This is a genomic window from Helicobacter suis, assembly GCF_902196135.1.
GTDB classification, from domain to species: domain Bacteria; phylum Campylobacterota; class Campylobacteria; order Campylobacterales; family Helicobacteraceae; genus Helicobacter; species Helicobacter suis_A.
Map to the genome: position 1 here is coordinate 145,310 of NZ_CABIKE010000002.1, position 22,559 is coordinate 167,868.

17 protein-coding genes and 1 other RNA gene are annotated in these 22,559 nt (G+C 40.1%); 13 read left to right on the plus strand and 5 right to left on the minus strand.

Annotated elements, in window-relative coordinates; genetic code table 11:
• Positions 1-24: 24 nt before the first annotated feature.
• An RNA gene (gene ffs / locus G6Q06_RS02195) (signal recognition particle sRNA small type) lies at positions 25-122 on the minus strand.
• Positions 123-192: 70 nt separating this feature from the next.
• Between ffs and G6Q06_RS02200 the strand changes: the two genes are divergently transcribed.
• The gene (locus tag G6Q06_RS02200) at positions 193-1,575 is read left to right on the plus strand and encodes a COG3014 family protein (RefSeq protein ID WP_163565568.1); all 1,383 of its coding nucleotides are present in this window, start codon (positions 193-195) and stop codon (positions 1,573-1,575) included.
• Positions 1,576-1,625: 50 nt separating this feature from the next.
• Positions 1,626-2,561: an LPP20 family lipoprotein gene (locus G6Q06_RS02205; RefSeq protein WP_163565569.1), complete on the plus strand. Its 936-nt coding sequence runs from the start codon at positions 1,626-1,628 to the stop codon at positions 2,559-2,561.
• Here the strand turns inward: G6Q06_RS02205 and G6Q06_RS02210 are convergent.
• On the minus strand, positions 2,536-3,372 hold the full coding sequence (locus G6Q06_RS02210; RefSeq protein WP_163565570.1) for a glycosyltransferase: 837 nt from the start codon (positions 3,370-3,372) through the stop codon (positions 2,536-2,538). The two genes, G6Q06_RS02205 and G6Q06_RS02210, sit on opposite strands and share 26 nt — an antisense overlap.
• Before the next feature lie 90 nt (positions 3,373-3,462).
• Between G6Q06_RS02210 and G6Q06_RS02215 the strand changes: the two genes are divergently transcribed.
• From G6Q06_RS02215 to G6Q06_RS02240, 6 genes are all read left to right on the plus strand, one after another.
• A complete protein-coding gene (locus G6Q06_RS02215) occupies positions 3,463-5,130 on the plus strand; it encodes a 30S ribosomal protein S1 (RefSeq protein ID WP_205435765.1) in 1,668 nt (555 codons plus the stop codon).
• 8 nt (positions 5,131-5,138) lie between these two features.
• Positions 5,139-5,666, plus strand: coding sequence for a hypothetical protein (locus G6Q06_RS02220; RefSeq protein WP_163532827.1), 528 nt, complete (start codon positions 5,139-5,141; stop codon positions 5,664-5,666).
• A gap of 9 nt (positions 5,667-5,675) precedes the next feature.
• A complete protein-coding gene (gene serA / locus G6Q06_RS02225) occupies positions 5,676-7,250 on the plus strand; it encodes a phosphoglycerate dehydrogenase (RefSeq protein WP_163565571.1) in 1,575 nt (524 codons plus the stop codon).
• Between the two features lies 1 nt (position 7,251).
• Positions 7,252-9,069: a menaquinone biosynthesis decarboxylase gene (locus G6Q06_RS02230; protein WP_163565572.1), complete on the plus strand. Its 1,818-nt coding sequence runs from the start codon at positions 7,252-7,254 to the stop codon at positions 9,067-9,069.
• Position 9,070: 1 nt separating this feature from the next.
• A complete protein-coding gene (locus G6Q06_RS02235; protein WP_205435768.1) occupies positions 9,071-9,718 on the plus strand; it encodes a YggS family pyridoxal phosphate-dependent enzyme in 648 nt (215 codons plus the stop codon).
• 119 nt (positions 9,719-9,837) lie between these two features.
• Positions 9,838-10,611, plus strand: coding sequence for a type IV secretion system protein (locus tag G6Q06_RS02240; RefSeq protein ID WP_163565574.1), 774 nt, complete (start codon positions 9,838-9,840; stop codon positions 10,609-10,611).
• Between the two features lie 4 nt (positions 10,612-10,615).
• Here the strand turns inward: G6Q06_RS02240 and gatB are convergent, their stop codons facing one another.
• Positions 10,616-12,046 (minus strand): Asp-tRNA(Asn)/Glu-tRNA(Gln) amidotransferase subunit GatB, encoded by a 1,431-nt coding sequence (gene gatB, locus G6Q06_RS02245; RefSeq protein ID WP_205435771.1) that lies wholly within the window; start codon positions 12,044-12,046, stop codon positions 10,616-10,618.
• A gap of 214 nt (positions 12,047-12,260) precedes the next feature.
• Here gatB and hemH point away from each other — a divergent pair, with 214 nt between their 5' ends.
• The 5 genes from hemH (at position 12,261) to murI (ending at position 18,916) form a co-directional block, all read left to right on the plus strand.
• Positions 12,261-13,280 (plus strand): ferrochelatase, encoded by a 1,020-nt coding sequence (gene hemH / locus G6Q06_RS02250; RefSeq protein WP_163565575.1) that lies wholly within the window; start codon positions 12,261-12,263, stop codon positions 13,278-13,280.
• Positions 13,271-13,906 carry a SoxW family protein gene (locus G6Q06_RS02255; protein WP_163565576.1) on the plus strand — a complete coding sequence of 212 codons (636 nt, stop codon included), beginning with the start codon at positions 13,271-13,273 and terminating at the stop codon, positions 13,904-13,906. Before hemH ends, G6Q06_RS02255 begins: the two co-directional genes overlap by 10 nt.
• Entirely contained in the window at positions 13,896-16,709 is a 2,814-nt protein-coding gene (gene ccsA / locus G6Q06_RS02260; RefSeq protein WP_205435774.1) for a cytochrome c biogenesis protein, read from the plus strand. The genes G6Q06_RS02255 and ccsA overlap by 11 nt, the downstream gene beginning before the upstream one ends.
• A gap of 114 nt (positions 16,710-16,823) precedes the next feature.
• The gene (gene rho, locus G6Q06_RS02265) at positions 16,824-18,122 is read left to right on the plus strand and encodes a transcription termination factor Rho (RefSeq protein WP_163532821.1); all 1,299 of its coding nucleotides are present in this window, start codon (positions 16,824-16,826) and stop codon (positions 18,120-18,122) included.
• On the plus strand, positions 18,119-18,916 hold the full coding sequence (murI, locus tag G6Q06_RS02270) for a glutamate racemase (RefSeq protein WP_205435777.1): 798 nt from the start codon (positions 18,119-18,121) through the stop codon (positions 18,914-18,916). Before rho ends, murI begins: the two co-directional genes overlap by 4 nt.
• Here the strand turns inward: murI and G6Q06_RS02275 are convergent.
• Both G6Q06_RS02275 and G6Q06_RS02280 read right to left on the minus strand, forming a co-directional pair.
• Complete coding sequence (locus tag G6Q06_RS02275) at positions 18,866-19,444, minus strand: outer membrane beta-barrel protein (protein WP_163565577.1); 579 nt, start codon at positions 19,442-19,444, stop codon at positions 18,866-18,868. The genes murI and G6Q06_RS02275 overlap by 51 nt on opposite strands.
• Positions 19,428-22,559: an efflux RND transporter permease subunit gene (locus G6Q06_RS02280; protein WP_163565578.1), complete on the minus strand. Its 3,132-nt coding sequence runs from the start codon at positions 22,557-22,559 to the stop codon at positions 19,428-19,430. Before G6Q06_RS02280 ends, G6Q06_RS02275 begins: the two co-directional genes overlap by 17 nt.

Consider the following 22,559-nt stretch of genomic DNA (forward strand, 5'->3'; position numbering starts at 1 on the left):
CTGCTTTTTAAAAATTTGTTCCACCCTCCCTCAGATGACTAAGGCACACAAGATACCAAGCGGCTCTGCTGTGTTTCCACCCTGAAGCATTAGCTTAATACCCCATTGCATAGGTCTAAGGAAAGGCTGGCGGACTTTATCCTAAGTTTGCTTACATTTTGATAAAATGCTAGGTTAAATTAGGAGAGAGAAATGTTTAAACGAAGAATAGGGATTGTACTAACTACGGCTTTTGTTGTGTTATTATTTTTAACCGGTTGTACAGGAGGTCGGGCACAATTACAGCATTTTGATCAACTCTATTACACCGGCTCTCTCTTCTCCAATGCCTATGCTTTTTCTAAAAAAATGGCTAAAAAAAACCATAGCAATATTTTATTATGGGATTTACAAAAGGGGATGAGTGCTTTAATGCAGGGGGATTACTCTAAATCTTTGCATGCACTTGATGCGGCTGAATTTAGATTTAACCACCACCAAAACCTCTTTACAAAATCTTTAAGCACCGTAGGGGCTGTTTTTGTCAATGACAATGTGCGTACTTATACCGGTAATATTTATGAGAGTGTGTTTATCAATTATTACAAAGCTATGGATTATCTTCTTTTGCATGACCGCGCAAATGCACGGGTGGAGTTTAACCGCGCCAACGATCGCCAAAGAAGAGCCAAAGAATTTTATAGCAAGGAGATTAGAAGGGCTATTGATAAAATGCGTGAACAAGGTTCTTCGCGTTTAGACGCCGCCCAATCAGATGTGAAGGTACAAGAAATCCTAGCCTCTCAATATTCTAACTTGGATAATTTTTACGCTTATGAGGATTTGATTAACCCTGTTGTTTCCTATCTCTCTGGCCTTTTTTTTGCCCTAGATAATGATACCTCTAAAGGACTAGACTATATCAAGGAGGCCTATGGAATCAGCCATTCTACAACCATAGGAGAGGATTTACTCTTTTTTTCCCACCCATCGTCTAGTAGATTCACATGGATTTTTATTGAAGATGGCAAACAAGCCACCAAAAAAGAGTTTAAAATTAATATCCCTCTCCCCACGCCCGATGGCATTTATGATGCTAGTTTAGCCCTCCCACAACTCAAGGTTGGCCGTGATTTTCATAATTCCTTTAGCCTACGGATTAACAACCAGCAACAAACATTTGAACCCTTGTTATTTTTAGATGGCTTAATTGCTAGCGAGTTTAAAAAACAACTCCCCTATATTCTCACAAGAGCCATTACCTCAAGTGTACTTAAATTAGGCATTGAAGCGGTATCTAATCAGTATTTGGGTTGGCTAGGGGGGTTATTTTCCTCCCTTTATGCGGCTGTGAGTACTTCTGCTGATATCCGTTCTGCTAGTGTCTTTCCCCATAAAATTTATATTTTACGCCTTAGTAATTCTCATAAGAGTCGCGTGCATATCCAAGCAGATGGGCAAGATATTTATACCTTTGCTTTCAAACACTGCCTACCCAACAGCATACCAGAGCCTAACACTTATTGTTCTAACCAAAACCATATTCTTTACATCCGTAGTTTTGAATTTGGTAGTATTGTGCGGACTTTGTGGTGATGTTAACATAGTTATGCTAGGATAAGGCGACTAGTTTAAGGGAGTTTTTTATGTTAGTTGCAAAAAAACCTTGGGTAACTCTTTTAAGTTTACCTTTCATTCTCCAAGCAGTTCCACAAATGCCACATTGGTATCAAAATGCCCCTAAAGGGGTGGGGTATTTCTATGGGAGTGGCATGGCAGATACTAAAGAAGAGGCAAAGCAAAAGGCACTCAATGATTTGGCTAGTAGTATCTCTGTGCATGTTTCTAGTAGCACTACAAGCAACACCACCCGCATTGATAAAAAGATCACTAAACATTCTAGCCAAAATATCCAACTCATCGTAGATTCTATTAAGTTTGTTAATGTCCAGACAGATAAGGAGGAGTGTTATAGACATGCATGTTATACCCGCTTGCGTTTGGATAAAAATACCTTTTTAAATCTTTTATCTAAACGCTACACAGAGGCCTATAACACGCTAGCCCCTTTAAAGCCTGCTAAAGAGTGTCGGGGTATTTTTATCAAGCAAAAACAGCAAATCCAAAGCGTTTTGGATAAGTTATTGCCTTTGCAAGAAATATTAAGTGCCTATGGCCGTGCTTATATGCCTGTCAAGTTTTACCAAAACATCATCAAGGATAATAGCCCCAAACCTAAAGCCAATCTTGTATTTAGCAATGGAGCGGATAATGAAATTAGCGATGCTATCACCGGTCAGTATGCCCGCTTTATCCAGCAAACCGATGATCCGGGGTATTACCGCATTGAAAATAAGATTTACACCAGCGAGGGCAATGGGCAATTTCATATCGGGCTAGACATTAACATTAAAAATTGTCAAGGCGATATTATTTATTCTAAACATCTCAACGCCGATCAAAACACCCGTGGGGCTGCAATTGAGCGCATTAAAGCCCAAGTGTTTAAACAAATGAGAAATTACCAAAATGGCGTAGGCGCGGGTACGGCTGATGTTAACTCGGATAAGATAGAGTTTTAGGCTCTCTCCAGCTGATCCTTTGTTTTTGCAAGGTCTGTAGGTAGCGGGCGTGGTTCTCTTGGAGGAGATCGCGCTTGTTTTCCTTGTGGCAAACATGGTAGGTTATCGCACAGAATTTAAGTACTTTCATCACACCTTGATTAAAAAGAAAACGGGCAACAAACTCGCTATCCTCTCTACCCCAGCCAACAAAATTTTCATTAAACCCATCAATGGCTAGAAAATCCTTTTTACTAAAACTCATATTAGCGCTGCGCACGCCTTTAATCATGGTTTTCTTTTGGAAAATACGGCGCGTGATTTGGTGGCATTTATAAACAAGATAGGCTAGAGCTAGATTGCGGTAGTTTTTATAAGACCTCTTAGAATGGGTCAAAGAGAGATCTCTTTGGTTTAAAATCTTTTGACTCTCTTGTTGTGTTAAAAAAATCCGCCCCCCTTGCAATAAAACTTTAGGGTGGGCAAAGTATAAATGATCGTAGATGAATAGAGGGCTAAGAATGGTATCTGTATCTATGATAACAATGTACTCCCCACGCGCTTCTAAAATGGCGTTATTGCGACTCTTAGCAACTCTAAAACCCAGGTCTTCTTGCCAAATATGTTTGAGGGATATGCCTTTTTGCTTAAAAGAAGAAACATAGCTTTTAATTAAAAGCGCGGTGGATTGCTCACTCCCATCATCAGCAATCAACACCTCATTAGGGAAAATCACTAAATGCAAAATCGAATCTAACACTAGACTCAAATGCGTCTCTTGGTTATAAGTTGTAACGATCAGAGAAACCGTTTTAAAGTGGACATTCCTCATAAGAGTACTAACACCAATTTTTGGCCTTTTTACCAATTGTAAGTAAATAAGGGTTATAATGCGCTGAATATTATTTTTGGAAGGTTGTTTATGAGTGAAAAATTAGAATCCCTGGACAATAGCGAGTCTGAGGAATTTCAAGAGTACATGAAAGAATATATGCACACTGAGGAGATTGAGCAAAAAGGGGCGCTAAAAGAAGGCGTGGTTGTTTCTATCAACGAATCTGAGGGCTATGCTATGGTGAGTGTGGGGGGCAAAACAGAGGGGCGTTTGGCTTTAAGTGAAATTAAAGATAGCGAGGGTTGTTTGTTATTTCAGGTTAACGATCCCATTCAAGTTTATGTCTCTCAAAAGGGCGAAAAACCCAGTGTTTCCTACAGACGCGCTCTATCTTTTATAAAAAACCAAGAAAAAATCCAAGCCTTAGGTGAGGATTATAAAGACAAAATTATAGAGGGCAAGATCACCAGAGAAAATAAAGGCGGTTATATTATAACAGATGCAGAGGGTGTGGAATATTTCCTATCCAAGTCCCAATCTTCTTTAAGAAGAGATGGTAAATATTTTGGTAAGCACATTAAAGCATGCATTACAGCCATTAATCCGGAGAATGGATCGATTTCTGTCTCTCGTAAGCGCTTTTTTGATGTGTATAGCAAATACCAGCATGAGCAATCCCAAAAACTTGTTGAATCCGGGGCTATTTATACCGGTATTGTCAAAAGCGTTACAAGTTTTGGCGCCTTTGTGGAGGTAGAGGGTGTAGAAGGGTTGGTACACTACACAGAAATCACCCATCGCGGTTCAACTAACCCGGCTAAGTATTTTAAAGAAGGCGATGCCGTTCAGGTTAAAGCTCTATCTTATGATGAAAAAAAGAGACGCCTTTTACTCTCTGTTAAAGCCACGATTGAGAACCCATGGAATGAAATTCAGGCTAAACTCAAGGTGGGTTATGCCATTAAAGTTGTGGTGAGCAATATTGAGAGTTATGGCGTGTTTGTAGATATTGGTAATGATATTGAGGGCTTTTTACACATCTCTGAAATTTCTTGGAATAAAGATGTCAAACATCCCCAAGATTATTTGTCTTTAAACCAAGAGATTGATGTAAAAATCATTGAAATTGATAGCAAAAACCGCCGTTTACGCGTGTCTCTCAAACAACTTTCTGATAAACCCTTTAACGAGTTTGTCTCAAAATACCGCGTGGGGGATTTGGTGGAGGGCAAGGTTGCAACCCTAACAGATTTTGGCGCTTTTATTAACTTAGGGGGTGTAGATGGGCTTTTGCATAATAAAGATGCGTTTTGGGAACAAGATAAAAAGTGCAAAGAACATTTTAAAATCGGAGATGTGATCCAGACAAAAATCTTAAAGATCAACAAAGAGGAGGAAAAAATTTCTCTAGAAATGAAGTTTGCCCAGCCCTCCCCTGTGGAAAAATTTAGCCAAAAATACCGCGTTGGAGATGTGATTGAGGGTAAAGTAATTGGCATGAAAGATTTTGGGATTTTTGTAAGTGTGGATCACATTGATGTACTCATTAAAACAGAGGATTTATACCCACTCAAAAAAGAGGAAATTAAAATGGGCGATAATGTTGCCGGTGTAGTGGTTGCTATTGAAAAAAATCACCATAGAGTCCGCGCTTCTGTGAGTCGCTTAGAGCGCAAGAAAGAACAAGAACAATTACACGCTTTTAACACAAATACCAAGATGACGCTAGGAGATAAGCTAGTAGGAAAACTGTAAACTAAGCTATGCGCGCTGTAATTCGCTCATTAATTCTTGGGCTTGTGGCGTGCATTGCCTTAGCTGTGGTGGCCTATCTTGGCTATAAAACCTATATTTATGAAGGGAAAAGACCCGCGTCAGTATCTTCTTTTGGTGTGAATGTGTCTTCTACACTCTTGGGTATTAAAAACCAGCAATCTGATTTAAACCAGCAACCTGACTCTACAAGTGCAGAAAGTAAGAGTTCTTTTGTCAAATCTTTACACGAAAACCATATCCGATTTGCTGAAGGAAAAGAGGATTTTAGCTACCCTGTTGTGGAGCGTAAACTAGCCGTTGAATTTTTAGATAATGTCCCCAGACGCAAATTATTAGTGAGGAATTTAGATACCTATAAACTTTTTTGTTTGCATGAGATTCTTAAAGTTAAACACATTGATTTTGCTACGGATGAAAAGGATAAAAAGATAACTTTAATTATTTATCTGCCTAACACGGCTAAACAATTTTTAGATGATCTTAAATACTACCAAATTCCCTATGAACTTGATTAAAGGATAACCGTGCACATTGCTATCTGTGATCCTATCCACCCAAAGGGTTTAAAACTTTTACAAGAACAGCAAGATTTTACCTTTGTAGATTATTCTAACCTCCCTAAAGATGAACTACCCTTAGCAATTAAAGATGCCCATGTACTCATCACCCGTAGCATGACTGCTATTAATGCCTCTATGCTAAAAGAAGCGCATACACTTAAAGCAGTGGTAAGGGCTGGCGTGGGGGTGGATAATGTGGATATACAGTATTGCTCACAAAGAGGAATTGTGGTGATGAATGTCCCCACAGCTAATACTATTGCTGCCGTAGAGCTCACTATGGCGCATTTATTAAATGCGGTGCGCTGTTTTCCCGGGGCTAACACTCAGCTTAAACTCAAACGGCTTTGGAAACGCGAGGATTGGTATGGCACTGAGCTTTTTGGTAAAAAATTAGGCATCATTGGTTTTGGCAATATTGGTTCGCGTGTAGGGGTGCGTGCACTAGCCTTTGGTATGGAAGTGTATACCTACGATCCTTATATCTCCAAATCCAAAGCCACCGATTTAGGCGTGATCTACACTAAAAACTTTAAGGATATTTTAGCCTGTGATATTATCACGATTCACACCCCCAAAAACCAAGAGACCATTAATATTATTGATGCAGAGCAAATTGCGCAGATGAAAGAGGGGGTGATTTTAATTAATTGTGCTAGAGGGGGGCTTTATAATGAGACGGCGCTTTATGATGCTCTTAAATCTCAAAAAATACGCTGGTTAGGATTAGATGTTTTTAGTAAAGAGCCCGGGATTAATAACCCGCTTTTAGATTTAGAAAATGTCTATGTAACCCCCCATATTGGCGCTAACACTTTAGAATCCCAAGAGCAAATTGCTTTACAGGCTACCCAAGCTGCTTTAGAGGCACTAAGAGGTAGCAGTTATCCTAATGCGCTAAATATCCCTATCCAAGAAAACATCGCCCCCTATGCTAAACCTTATTTATCCCTTACCCAAAAACTAGGCTTTCTTTGTTCACAAATCAATAAAGACGCCTGCAATGGGTTAGAATTGACCTTAGCTGGCCCTATTAAGGAATATTCTAATTCGCTACTCACCTTTGTACTTATGGGTTTACTTAAACCTACTTTAGGCGAGAAAATCAATTATGTTAATGCCCCTTTCATTGCTAAAGAGCGCAATATCACTCTTAATATCAAAACTTTAGAAGATGCCACACCTTATACCAATTTAATTACTTTGCACATGAGTAGCCCTAGCCAAACTACCCAAGTAAGCGGGACGGTCTTTGCAAATGATTTATTAAAAATCACGAATATTAATGGCTTTGAAATGGATGTCAAACCTCAGGGCACGATGATCTTATTTAAAAACACAGATAAACCCGGGGTTATTGGCAATGTAGGCCAAACCCTAGCTAAGTATGATATTAACATTGCTGACTTTCGTTTAGGCCGTAATAGTAAACAAGAGGCCTTAGCTGTTATTTTAGTAGATGCCTCTATTAGCCCTAAAATCTTACACGCCTTGCAAGAAATCCCCTATTGTTTGAGCGTGTGCTTGGTTTCTATTTAATTTGTACGAACTCATTACTAAATTACAAACCATTAAAGCTTTGCGCGTTATTGACACGCCCCTAGATATTAGGCTAGAAATCCCCCATATTGCCTATATTGAGGCTAAAAAACCCAAAGGCGGACAGGCCTTACTCTTTAATAAACCCATTAAAGATAATTTTGTTTTTGATATTCCTGTTTTAATGAATGTTTTTGGCTCAAAAGAGCGTTTAGAGATGATTTTAAATAGACCCATTGAAGCCTGCAGACAACAACTCCAAACCCTACTTAATTTACAAAAACCTAAGAATGTTAAAGATTTATGGTTTTGCCTTAAGAATTTAGGCGCGTTGTATCACACCCTGCCTAAAATCTCTAAAAAGCCATCTTCTCACCGCTATTTTTTGGATACAGAGGTTAATCTTTATAAATTACCCATTCTAACCACTTGGGAGGAAGATGCCGCCCCCTTTATCACTATGGGGCAAGTTTATACTAAAAGTTTAGATGGCAAACACCAAAATTTAGGGCTTTACCGTCTACAAGTTTATGATCAAAATCATTTAGGTCTGCATTGGCAAATCCACAAAGATGCTAACCACTTTTTCCATGCCTATAAACAAGCGGGGGTAAAAATGCCTGTGAGTGTGGCTATTGGAGGTGATGTGCTTTATACTTGGTGTGGACAAGCGCCCTTGCCTTATGGAATGTTTGAGCTAGCTCTCTACGGGCTATTAAGAAATAAGCGCGCTTCACTCATGCCTTGTAAAACTAACCCACTTTGCGTACCTATTGATGCAGATATTATTCTTGAGGGCTGGGTAGATGTTAATGAGTTGCGCTTAGAAGGCCCTTTTGGCGATCACACCGGATTTTACACCCCTAAAGAGCCCTACCCCGTACTAGAAGTGAGTGCCTTAGCTTTAAAGCAAAATCCCATTTATTTAGCTAGTGTAGTGGGTAAACCTCCAGTTGAGGATAAATACATGGGTTTTTTTACCGAACGACTCTTTTTGCCACTCTTACAAAAAAGCGCGCATGGTTTACTAGATTATCACATGCCAGAAAATGGGGTATTTCATAATTTTATCTTAGTAAAAATAAAGCCTAGTTATCCTAGACATGCTAGCCAGATCATGCACCACTTTTGGGGCACAGGCCAGATGAGTTTTGTTAAACACGCCATTTTTGTAGGTGCAGATGCGCCCGCATTAACTAATTACCCGGCTATTTTTGAATACATTTTAAATCATCTTAATTTAGCTAAAACAATTATCACGCAAGGTATATGCGATGCTCTTGATCATGCTAGCCCTGATTATGCCTTTGGGGGTAAATTAGGACTAGAAGCCCTAGAGATCACCCCCCATCCTAAAACTCCTTTAGATGATGGTATTCTTTTAGAGCGCTTACAAATTCTTATGCCCTCTATCCAAACTTTAAAGCAATATGGTTCGCACACTAAAAACCCAATCGCACTAGTTGGAGTAGCCAAAACAAACCCACTCAATTCTGAGCTTAAAAATTTAGAGCCCCTTTATCCCCACCTTAGCGCAATCATTCTAGTAGATGCACATAAAAACGATTTAAATAACCCTTACATGCTACTTTGGCGTGTGGTTAATAATATAGACGCCCAGCGAGATATTTGGCTAGGTACATCTCTGATTTGTATAGACGCTACAGATAAAAATACACAAGAACACAAACGCACATGGCCTAGAGAGACGGATTGTTCTTTAAAAGTGCTAGAAAAGCTAGCTAAGCAAAATCTCATTCCTCCCTTAAGCGATGCACTTTATAAACACTACCACATTTATACCTCTCCTAAGGGCTAAAATGGATTTTAGAAAAAAATTAGATCAACTCTTTGCTCGGATTGAAAAAGCCAGCCATTCTAACCACCCCGTACAACTCATCGCCGTTTCTAAATACGCCACCATAGAACAAATTAAAGCCCTTTATGCCTGTGGCCAGTGCGCTTTTGGAGAAAATAAAATTCAGGATTATCAAATCAAATCTAATGCCCTACAAGATTTATCCTTAGAGTGGCACATGTTAGGAGTCTTACAGCACAATAAAATCAACAAACTTTTAGCCTTAAAACCTACTCTTTTACATAGTTTGCACTCTTTAGAACTAGCTAAGGCGATTCAAACTCGTGCTAAAGAACCTCTTAACGCCCTTTTACAAGTCAATATCGCAGAAGAATCTAATAAAAGTGGTGTTAATCCTGAATTAGCCCTACAAACCTACCTAACTATTAGCCAAACTTGCCCACAAATCCATTTAAAAGGTCTTATGGTTATTGGCCCTCTTAATGCAACTAGAGTACAAACAGAAAGCGTTTTTAAAAAAGCCAAAGAATTATTTGATCAATTACCCCATGCCCAAATTTTATCTATGGGTATGAGTGCAGATTTTGAAATCGCTATTGCCTGCGGGTCTAATATGGTGCGTATTGGGAATGCGTTATTTAAAAACTAGAAAAGCTATATTCTGCTTTAAGCTAAGATACCTTAAAATTTGCTTTTCTATAATTATGATTTTTAAATGGGGAGACACAGAATAGATGAATAAAAACCAACCCCTTCTGAGGGCTGTGTATGGAATCTGATGAGAAAAATCTCCTCAAAGAACAACTTTTTCACGAATTGTATTTAAAAATCCAAGAGAATCAAGCCAAACTAGAACAGGAAATGGCTAGTAAGATTGAAAGTTTGGCTTTATCACACCTAGATTTAAATAGTGTGTTTCGGATTGAAAGACGCAATAGCGCTATGGCTTATAAACTTGTGGTGCTACTAAGTTTGATTAGTTTAGCCCTAACCGTTGCATTAATTATTCTCTTGCCTCTTAAGCAAACCCAGCACCATTTTATTGACTTTGCTAACCAAGATAAACACTATGCCATTATCCAAAGAGCCGATGCAAATTTAGCCAGTAATGAAGCTTTAGTGCGTTCATTGGTAGGCCAATACATTTTAAACCGCGAATCCATTAACCACATTGATGATCAAAACCGCTATGAGGTGGTGCGTTTACAAAGTAACGCGTCAGTTTGGCATGTTTTTGAAAGCCTAGTTGCCTCTAAAAATAGCATTTACACCGCCCCTAAAATGGATCGCGATATTCATATTGTCAATATCGCCTTGCTTAAACATTCTAAGAATCAAAATATCGCCCATGTACAAATTGTGGCTAAACTCTTTGATGCGGGGCAATTAATCCAGCAAAAGCGCTATAACATCGTACTTAGCTTTACCTTTTTGCCCCCACCCTCCTTTGATACAACTATGATGCCTAAAAACCCTACTGGCTTTCAAGTTAGCCGCTATAGTGTAACTGAAATGCAAGATTTTAAAACCCTCAAGCCCTAAGATTTTAGGCTAATTCCTCTTTTAACAAGCTATTAACCATCGCCGGATTAGCGTTTTTTAAATTTTTAAGCACCTGTCCAACAAAAAACCCTAAAAGCTTTTCTTTACCGCCCTTATAATCCTTAACCTTATCCGGATTAGCCTCTAAAATCGTCTTAATAGCCTTTAAAATCACCTCTTTATCCCCCATTTGGGCTAAATTGCGCTTAGCAATGATTTGCTCAATATCTGCCACACAAGCCATTTTTTGCTCCATCAGTGTATCTAGAATTTCCTTGCCGGCCTTGCCTGAAATGTGCTTACTATCAATGAGGCGCACTAAATGGGCTAAAACTTGGGATTTTATAGGGCTATCTTGCAAACTCTGCTCGCCCTGCAAACGGCCTAAAAGTTCCACGCTTAGCCAAGTAAAACTCCCCTTAGCGCTAGCCCCCTGCTCTAACATGGCTTCAAAATAATTAGCCATTTCTAGACTACTCACCAAAATATCAGCCTCCTCAGATTTAAGCCCTAAATTTTTCACATAGCGCTCTTTTTTAGCATCCGGGAGTTCTTTAATATTTTGCGCCTCTTGTAAAAGTTCTACTGGGATAAAAAGAGGTTTGAGATCGGGATCTGGGAAATACCGATAATCCGCTGAACCCTCTTTATTGCGCATGGATTGGGTGATACCTTTACTTGTATCAAATAAACGGGTTTCTTGCACCACTTCTTTTTCATAAGTCCCGCGCTCAAAGGCCTCTATCTGGCGCGCCACCTCATAATCAATGGCCTTTTGGATAAATTTAAAGCTATTAAGATTTTTAATTTCTACACGGGTATAGAGTTTCTCCTCGCCTTTTGGGCGAATAGAGACATTAGCATCGCATCTAAAATTGCCCTCTTGCATATTGCCATCGCAAATATCTAAAAAACACACAATGCTATGCAATTTTTTAAGATAGCTAATCGCCTCGCTACTACTGCGCATATCCGGGCAACTCACAATTTCTAAAAGCGGCGTGCCCGCGCGGTTTAAATCTACTTGTGAATACTGCGCGCTATGGATATTCTTCCCCGCATCTTCTTCTAAATGCGCCCTCTCAATAGCAATGCGTTTTATCCCCGCTTCTATCTGTATGTCTAAATACCCATGGCTCACAATGGGCAATTCAAACTGAGAAATTTGATAAGCCTTAGGCAGATCGGGATAAAAATAGTTTTTACGGGCAAAAACACTATTTTGATTGATTGTTGCATGAATTGCTGTGCCAAAGGCAATGGCTTTTCTCACCGCTTCAATATTTAGCACAGGCAAGGCTCCGGGCAACCCTAAACACACGGGGCAGGTGTTACTATTAGGGGCGTCTTTAAAACTAGTAGGGCAAGAGCAAAATATTTTACTTTTAGTATTAAGCTGGGCATGTACTTCTAACCCGATAATGGTTTCAAACATGGACTTCCTTATGTTAAAGATAAGACATTTTACCACGCGCTATTTAACATTTTTAAGTAAAACCATTCTTAGCGGGTAGGATTGTATCAATTATGCTGGCAGCTTCATGTGTTTTAGCAAATAGTTAGTTTTAAATCGCTTCACTTTATTTTTGAACACACAACATGGCATAATGCGCCTATGCTATTTTCTATTTTTTTCGCGGTTTTTATGCATGTCTACTAAAGAGGCGGTTGTTTTGCTTAACATGGGCGGCCCTAATCATTTAGCTGAGGTCGCGCTTTTCCTTAAAAACATGTTTGCTGACCCCTGTATTCTCTCCTTTAAAAACCCTCTTTTGCGCAAAATTTTAGGGAGTTTCATTGTCAAAAACCGCCTACAAAAAGCCCAAGATATTTACAAATGCATCGGCAATAAATCCCCCATTAACGATCTCACCGCTAGGCTTACAAACCGCCTTAATGCTTTGGATACAAGCCGCCACTACACCTATGCTATGCGCTACACCCCTCCCTTTACCTCTATGGTTTTTAATGAATTAGCCCAACAAGGTTTTAATTCTTTAGTGCTTTTTTCTATGTACCCCCAATATTCCACCACCACCACACAATCCTCCATGCAAGAAGCTTTTAAAACCCTAGAAACTTTGCATTTTTATCCTAATCTGCGCATTGTTAATCGCTTTTACACCCATTTGCTTTACAACGAGGCCATTATTCAAAGCATTTCTAAGACCCTGCAGAATAGATCTGCAAAAGATTTTGTCTTGATTTTTTCCGTACATGGATTACCTGAAAGCATGATCAAAGAGGGCGATCCTTATCAGGCTGAATGTTTACACCAAGTGAGTCTGTTAAAACGCCTCCTTTTACCCTTTAAATTTAAGCACATTGAACTTGCCTACCAATCTAAAGTAGGGCCTTTAAAATGGCTTGAACCTAGTACTGAGAGCATGATAGAACAACACCGCCGCGATAAAATCCTCATTTATCCTTTGGCCTTTAGCATTGATAATTCTGAAACCCTTTTTGAGTTACAAATCCAATATAAACTAGAGGCGACGCGTCTAGCCGTGCCTGAATATTTAGTTTGCCCCTGTTTAAACGATCACCCTCTCTTTATCAAGGCTATTTTAGAGCTTGTAGAAAACGCTCCTTCCCTAAGCCAAGATTTTAAGACAAAAGGCTACAATGTCCCCTTTAATCCACACCAAGAGGCTTTTAAATGCGTATAATCTCTTATTTTGCTTTATTGCTTTTATTATTCCATTTTAGTTTGGCTTCTGATGATGAAATTGATGAGAGCATGATTTCCTCAGGGGCGGTCTCTCCTAAAAGTACGCTAGAGACAAGCGACAATTTAGATAAACAAAGTTATGCCGGACTAGAAGATATCTTTCAAGATACCCGTATCATCAGCCCCCATGGCAAACATATGCTACTTATTTTTGGCAAAAATGGCTGTGCGTACTGCGAAATGCTCAAGCAAGATTTAAAGCACTATGCAGAGCTTAAAAACTACATCAAAACACATTTTAGTGCCTACTACATCAACACCAGTTATAGCAAGATGCATGATTTTAAAATCGGCACGCCTGAAAAACCCCATGAGTTTAAATTGCCCACTTCCGAGCTTGCCCAGATGTATGAGGTTAACTCCACACCCACCATTGTTTTAGCCGACTCCACCGGTAAAACCATCTATGAACTCCCCGGTTACATGCCCCATGTCCAATTTTTAGCGGTTTTAGAATTTGTAGGCAATAACCTTTATCAGGGCATTAATGATGATAAAGTCTTTATCCAAAAACTACGCGCCTACATCCTTAAAAAGACAAGAGAGTCTAAGCATGCAAGTTAGACAAATCTTTGCGTTCTTTTTTGGATCGTTTTGGGTAGCCATTCCCCTTATTGTTGTATACGCCACCGCTTGTGCTATGGCCACCTTTATAGAAAACGACTATGGTACTCCTGCTAGCCGCGCTATTATTTATGGCACTTGGTGGTTTAGCGCTTTGCATGTGTATTTGTTAATTGTCATTATTGGCACAATGATCACTTCTAAAGCATGGCAAAGAAAGCGCTACATTAGCCTTTTTTTCCATAGTTCGCTAGTACTTATTATTTTAGGCGCGGGGGTTACGCGCTTTTTTGGCTTTGAGGCTACGATGCATATCCGCCAAGATCAAAGTAGCGATCGTATCCGTACGACGGATAGCTATTTAAATCTCACCGTGCAAAAAAAAGACAGCCCCCCTTTGCATTTTTCTCTTAAAACCCCCCTCTCGCCCTTTTCTAAACATCTCCCTAATACGGAGGTTATGGTCTATGGTAAAACCCTGCTTTTAGAACCCTTAAGTGTACGCAAAATCACTCCTAATAAAAAAGATAACCGCGCTCTTTTAGTTATTAAGGCAAGTTTTGATGGAGAAAGCCAGACACTACAAATCATAGGCGGGCATGAGGTAGAAAGCCAAGATGCACATGCCATGCTTAAAGACATGCAAATTAGTTTGAATTGGGGTATTTCAGAGCGTAAACTCCCCTTTAAACTGCATTTAAAACGCTTTGAATTAGAGCGCTACCCCGGTTCTATGAGCCCTTCTTCTTATGCCTCTGAAGTAGAGGTGTTAGGCGCAGATGGCAAGGTGATCAAACCCTATAGGATTTTTATGAACCATGTTTTAGATTATGGCGGGTATCGTTTTTTCCAATCCTCTTATGATCAAGATGAAAAAGGTACGATTCTTTCGGTTAATCGCGATCCGGGTAAAAACTTCACCTACGCAGGCTATGCCATGCTGATTTTAGGCGCGCTTTTATTGCTCTTTAATAAAGAGGGGCGTTTTCAAAAACTCTCACGCTTTTTAAAGACCCAGCAAGTAGCCGGGATTTTATTAGCCCTTTCTTTAGGGTTTGGCTCTTATGCGCGTGCGCAGCAGGGCAAGATTGACATGCACGGGGGCAAAGAGGCAAAAACCCCTGTAGAAAACATGGCTAAAGTTAAGATAGATAAAACCGCTCAAAGAAACGCACAGATCATTACGCGCATGAAAAATCTTAAAGCCCACTCCAAAGGCCAATTAGAAAGATTTGGCCGTTTGCAAGTGCAAGGTTTTGAGGGGCGCATTAAGCCCTTAGATACACTTAGCATGGAGCTTATCCATAAAATCACCCACCAAGATGGTTTTAAAGGCATGGATAATTTGCAGGTGATGCTTGGCATGATGCTTTATCCAGATGATTATAAAAACATTAAAATGATCTACACCTCCACGCCTAAATTACGCATGATGATAGGAGTCCCTGCTAACCAAAGGCGGGTGGCTTTTTTGGATCTCTTCGGCGATCATGGTTATAAACTCAACAACTATGTAGAGGAGATTAACCAAAAAGCCCCTAAAGATCGCGATGAATTTGATAAAGATGTGCTTAAAGTTGATGAGCGCATTAATCTAGTTTACATGATTTTTAGCGGTTCGATCTTAAAAATTTTCCCCAGCCACAAAGGCCAAATTTGGCTCGATCCAGAAGATGCGATTAAAAGTAGCGATGCGACTCTAACCAAAGAAGCCACAGGATTTTTGCACGCTTTATTCGTGGGTTTTGATACGGGGGTGGATCATAACAAATGGGAGGCGGTTAATAAAACCCTAATAGAGTTAGATGCCTACCAAAAAGCCCATAGTAATCTTTATTTACCCGCCTCTAGAATTAACTCTGAAATCTTTTTAAACCACAGCAATTTTTTCCATTTTCTAATGGCCCCTTATTTATTGCTAGGTGTGTTTTTATTAGTTGTGGTTTTAGTCGCCACCTTTAAAAATAAACCCGTAAATGTCTGGCTACACCGCGGTTTTTACACGGTGCTTTTGCTTTGCACTCTAGCCCATACAATTGGTTTATTATTAAGGTGGTATGTGAGTGGGCATTCTCCTTGGAGTAATGCCTACGAGTCTATGCTTTATATTTCATGGGCATCTACTTTAGCCGGTCTAATTTTGCGCTCTAATTTAGCCCTCTGTGCTTCTAGCTTTTTAGCCGGCACAGCGCTATTTGTGGCGCATTTAGGTTTTATGGATCCCCAAATTAGTAATCTAGTACCGGTTCTTAAATCCTACTGGCTAAATATCCATGTTTCTATCATCACGGCTAGTTATGGCTTTTTAGGTTTATGCTTTATTTTAGGGCTACTCACTTTGCTTTTATTCTTGCTTAGAAGTCCAAAAAGACCCCATATTGATCAAACCATTCTCTCACTTAGCGCAATTAATGAAATGGGAATGATCATGGGGCTTTTAATGCTAACTGTGGGCAATTTTTTAGGCGGGGTGTGGGCTAATGAATCTTGGGGGCGTTATTGGGGCTGGGACCCTAAGGAAACTTGGGCGCTTATTTCTATTGCAGTTTATGCGGTGATCTTGCATTTGCGCTTTTTGCGCTTTGATTACATGCCCTATGTCTTTGCCAGTGCTAGCGTGCTAGGCTTTTACTCTATTTTAATGACTTATTTTGGGGTTAATTACTACCTCTCAGGAATGCACAGCTATGCAGCCGGTGATCCTTTACCCATTCCTGCTTTTCTTTACCCCTTTGTGGCCTCCACTTTTGCGCTTGTGATTTTGGCTGGATTTAAACGAAAACTAGTCATGGTCAAGATTTAGTCTTGACTTTTAGCTATTTCTACACTAAAATAGCCTTTTTCTCATTTTAAGCGCTTTAGTTCTTCCTAGCGAGGCTTGTAGTTGTCCAATCATCAGAAGAAAACAAGGATTTTAATGGCAGATCACCCTAAACAAAAAACCCATACCCCTGTGAGTGGTTATCGCATTGAGGAGTTGCGTGCAAAACCTACCGAAAAACTCTTAGAAATTGCCAACGAGTTAAGAGTAGAAAACCCGCAGGAATTCAAACGACAAGATTTAATGTTTGAGATTCTTAAAAATCAGGTGAGTCAAGGGGGTTATATCCTCTTTACAGGTATTTTAGAAACAGCGAACGAGGGCTATGGGTTTTTGCGCGGGCTAGATGGGAGTTTTTCAGATAACCAAAACGATACCTATGTGAGCCACTCCCAAATTAAGCGCTTTGCTTTAAGAAATGGCGATATTGTAACCGGTCAAGTACGCGCCCCAAGAGATCAAGAAAAATACTATGCCTTGCTTAAAATTGAAGCGGTTAATTACCTCCCCTTAGATGAAATTAGAAACCGCCCGCTTTTTGACAACCTCACCCCGCTTTTCCCTACAGAACAGCTTAAATTAGAGTATGAACCTAACAAGGTAACCGGGCGCATTCTTGATCTGTTTAGCCCAATGGGTAAGGGACAACGCGCGCTTATTGTAGCCCCGCCAAGAACGGGTAAGACTGAGTTAATGAAAGAATTAGCCCATGGCATTGCGCATAACCACCCTGAGGTTGAATTATTGATTTTACTCGTAGATGAGCGCCCTGAGGAAGTTACTGATATGCAAAGAAGTGTGAAGGGGCAGGTATTTAGCTCTACTTTTGATTTGCCCTCAGCTAATCATATCCGCATTGCTGAATTAGTACTGGAACGGGCTAAACGCAAAGTAGAAATGGGAAAAGATGTGGTGATTTTATTAGATTCTATTACAAGGCTAGCACGGGCTTATAATGCTATCACACCCTCAAGCGGGAAGGTTTTAAGCGGGGGTGTAGATGCAAATGCTTTACATAAACCCAAGCGCTTTTTTGGGGCCGCACGCAATATTGAGGAGGGCGGGAGTTTAACTATCATCGCTACAGCTCTGATTGAAACAGGATCGCGCATGGATGAGGTGATTTTTGAGGAATTTAAAGGTACAGGCAATAGCGAAATTGTACTTGCTAGAAGCATTTCTGAAAGGCGCATTTATCCGGCCTTTGATGTGCTCAAATCCGGTACCCGTAAAGATAATATTTTGTTAGGCAAGGATACGCTCACTAAGGTTTGGGTGCTTAGAAATGTGATGCAACAAATGGATGATGTAGAGGCGCTTAATTTTATTTACTCTAAAATGCAAACCACCAAAGATAACCAAGAATTTTTAAGACTCATGCAGGAGGGGTCTTGAGGGTTGGGGTTTTTGATAGTGGGGTGGGCGGGCTGAGTGTCCTTGAAAGCCTACTTAAAGCCCGTTTGTTTGAACACATTATTTATTATGGCGACACCGCGCGCGTGCCTTATGGCCCTAAAGATCCCGCTACTATTCAAAAATTTTCTCTAGAAGCTTTAGATTTCTTCAAACCTTACAGAATTGATATGCTCATTGTAGCGTGTAATAGCGTGAGTGCGTGGGCTTTGCTACAAATGCGCAGTCAAAGTAAAATCCCCATTGTAGGTGTGATTGAGGCGGGGGTGTTATCCGTTCTTAAAAAAACTTCTCAAGAGCAGCCCATTTTAATACTAGGGACTAAGGCCACTATTACCTCTAACCGCTATACAAAAGAGCTAGGCGCACATGGTTATAAAAATGTGCAAAGTTTAGCCACAGGATTATTTGTGCCCTTAATTGAAGAGGGGGTTTTAGAAGGCCCTCTTTTAGAGGCCTGCATGGTGCATTATTTTAAGGATTTAAAATGCGCGCCTTCTGTGGTGGTTTTGGGATGTACGCATTTTCCTTGGATTGTTTCTAGTTTGAAGGGCTATTTTTTAGAGCGTTTTAAAAACCCTTGTGAGTTTGTCCACTCTGGTGAGGCCATTGTAGAATATTTGCAAGAAAAATACGATCTGAAACCAAGAAATCAAGAAAGTAATTTAGAACTCTTTGCAAGTGGAGATGTTAGTCTTTTAAAACAATTAGCCTATTCTTTGCGATCAAAACAAATAAGCGTAGGAAGCCAGCCAGTAGTAAAAATCCATGCTTAAAAACTTGTTGTTAACCGCGTTGATTTTGCCAAAAGGGATTTTAACCCCTAGCTCTACGCGGTGTTGTTTGTCTATGGTGCTACCAAATCCCACATCTAAAACCCCGTTATAGCCCATAAAACTGCGGTTATCCGTAGAACTCACTAAAGTATGCGCCCCCTGAAAATAACCAAGCCCCACCCCTATATAAGTGCCAAAGGCGTATTTAGATTTGTGGTAAAAATCATTGACCATATCTAGGTGCAAGCCTACAAAAGAGGAGACTAGCGTATTAAAAGCGGTGGGTTTAATGGCCATGAGATATTCAATTTGGCCTCTTAAGGAAACATAAGGGTTAAAATTATGCTGATAGCCTCCTTTAAGCCCCCAGACAAAGGAATTAATCCAAGGTTCTTTATTATTGCGGTAGGTCGCAAAACCTGTTGTAGCCCCGATAAAAATTTGGTTTTTGGTTAAGGGCTCTGGCTTGTTTGGGCTAGCCCCTATTAAGGTGCTAGCTAGTAATAAAAAGCTAAACAGCCTTCTCATTTGCTACCTGTGGGATTGGAGGGTTATCCCCTTTGGATTTGGGTTTAGCCCCTAGAGATTTAAGCGGTTTATTATCCTGATAGAATTTTTTAAGCTTATCATCAATGGGCGCGATGAGGCGGTAGAAAATAGGCACTACAAGCAAACTAAGCAAAGTAGAAACAATAAGCCCCCCACTCATGGCAATCCCAATAGGGGCTTTCATCGCCGAACCCTGCCCTGTGGCTAGTGCTAAAGGCAACATACCAAAGACCATAGCAATAGTGGTCATCAAAATGGGGCGCAAGCGTGATTCGCCTGCTAAAATAACAGCTTCCTCTATGGGATGTCCCTCTTTGCGCTTTTCTTTGGCGATGTCAATGATAAGGGTTGCGTTTTTACCCACCATTCCGATGAGCAAAATCAAGCCCATTAAAGAGAACATACTCATAGGTTGGTGGACTAAACCAAGCGCAAAGAAAGCCCCTGAAAAGCTAAGCGGCATGGTAATCATAATAATGAGAGGTTCAAGAATAGACTCATAGAGTGCGGCTAAAATCATGTAAATGAGAATAAAGGCAGTAGAGATGGCTGTTCCAAAGGCAACGCTGTTTTCTTGAACTCTTTCTGACTGTCCTGTAAAAGCAAAGAAAACATTTTTTACAAGCCACTTATCTTTGTGTGCCCTGACTTGGTTTAAAAGATCGCCCAAACTTGCCCCTCCAGTAGGTCTAGCCAAAACGGTAACACTGCGCTGGCGGTTATAACGGGTGATGTTAGCAGGGACTTTGCGCGTAATGATCTGAACAAGCCCGTCTAAAAACATCAATTTGCCATCTTTATTTTTAACTTGAATGCGTTTGATGTCCTCCTCGCTCATCTTTTTATTAGAGGGCACGCGGATGATGATGTCATATTCCATGCCATGCTCTTTAAAGTAGCTCACACGGTTAGACCCTGAAAAGGCATTATTGATCACAGAGGCGATATTTTGGGCTGTTACGCCGTATTTAATCGTGGCTGCGCGCAAGACTCGCAATTGAAACTGAGTTTGATAATCAGAGGTATTGGTGTGATAACCGGCTACTTTGCCCTTGAGTTGAGGACTTTCTAATAAGAATTTTCGTAGATTTTCTACGGTTTGATCCACAAGTTTTTGATCAGAGGAATAAATATAAACCTGAAAAGCAGCATTATCCCCACCCCCAATAAGAGGGACTTCACTTGCATTAATAGAAACTAAATCTTTGGCTTCAGGTAGGGCGCGTAGTTTGTTGCGCATCTCTTCCATGATCACAAATTGGTTACGCTTGTGGTGTTTTTTAAGTTGGACATAAAATTTACCCTTAAAGGTGCTTTGGATATTCCCATAGCCTATTTGCATAGAATCAAAATCCACATCTGGATCGGCATCAATAACGCGCTGTAAGGCCTTCATTTTCTGTAACATGTGCTGCAGGCTAATATCTGTATCTGCCTTCACCCAGATATAAAACCTACCCCGATCCTCTTGTAGAATAAATTCCATTCCTAGTTTACTCGCTACGCGTACCGAGCTAACAAAAATCCCAGCCACTAGTAATAAAATAATGAGCTTGTGGTTTAAAATCCAGCCTAAGAGTTTGGCATAGAGTTTATCCATTTTTTGGAAAAAGGGCTCGGTGAAATTATAAAACGCTGATTGTTTGGAATTAACCAAAATAGAGCTAAGCATGGGTACAACCGTAACCACTACGATATAAGAAATAGCAATAGCTAGCGCCACTGTGATTCCAAAGCTTTTAAAAAAGCGCCCGGACATTCCGGTCATGTTACCCACAGGGATAAACACCGATAAAAGCATGGCCGAAATAGCAATAATAGCAAAGGCAATTTCATGCACGCCTTCATAACTAGCCGTCTTTTTATCCATGCCCGCCTCAAGCTTTTTATGGATATTTTCAATCACCACGATCGCATCATCAATAATGATCCCAATAGAAAGGGTAAGAGCAACCATAGTGAGCATGTTTAAAGAAAAGCCCATCCAGTTAACAAGGGCAAAAGTTCCCATAATAGAAATAGGGATACTCATTGCCGAAACAAAGGTGATTGAAAAACTACGCAAGAACATAAACACCACAGAAACAGCCAAAATCCCGCCTAAAATTAAGTCAAATTTAACATCTTTAATAGAGTGGCGGGTGTAGTCTGTGGTGTCTAAAAAGGGGCGTATATTATAGCCCGGGCTAGCCGCGCGCATGGCATCCATTTCTTTATAAATGGCATCTACGATTTTAATTTCATTAGCCCCAGCAATTTTTTGCACTTCTAACACAATGCCGGGTTCATTCCCATAACTCGCATAAGTAATATCTGTATCAATGCCCTTTTCAATGGTAGCAATATCGCCAAGCCGGACATTGCTTCCGATTTGAATATTGGCAATGTCGCTAAGTTTGTAGCTATTACCATCTACTAAAATCGCGTAATTCTTGGTCTTACTAATGATCTTACCCCCGTCCATTTCAAGGTTTTGGGTGTTAAGGGTGTTGTAAAGATCGTTAAAAGTTAGGCCGTATTTGTTTAAAAGAGTTGGATCGGCATAGATACGGATTTGTTTTTCCTGATAGCCATTAAGCTGGACATTGCCCACGCCCTCAACCTTTTGTAGCATAGGTTTGATCACATTTTTAGCATGATCGTTAAGTTCGGCTAAACTCTGGGTTTTGCTGCTCAAAAAGATCGAGAGAATGGCCTGCCCGCTAGTATCTACTTTATCCACGGTGGGTTTTCTGATATTGGTATCATTAAAAGTAACAGAGGAAACCTTATTGATCACATCATTCACCGCTACTGTGATAGGTTTTTCTAAGACAAATTCAATCGTAACCACGCTGACATTAAGCGCGCTATTAGAAGTAACCTTTTTAATCCCATCAATTTCCATCACGGCTTCTTCAATCTTATCGGTTACCTTACTCTCTACGATGTCTGCACTTGCTCCGGGGTATTGGGTTTTAACCACCACAATAGGGTAATCCACATTAGGAAAAAGCGCCACACTGATTTTCTTTAAGGCCATTGTCCCAAAGAAAACAATCATGAGGGCAAACATTAAAGTTGTAATGGGCCTTTCAATTGCTATTTTATACAT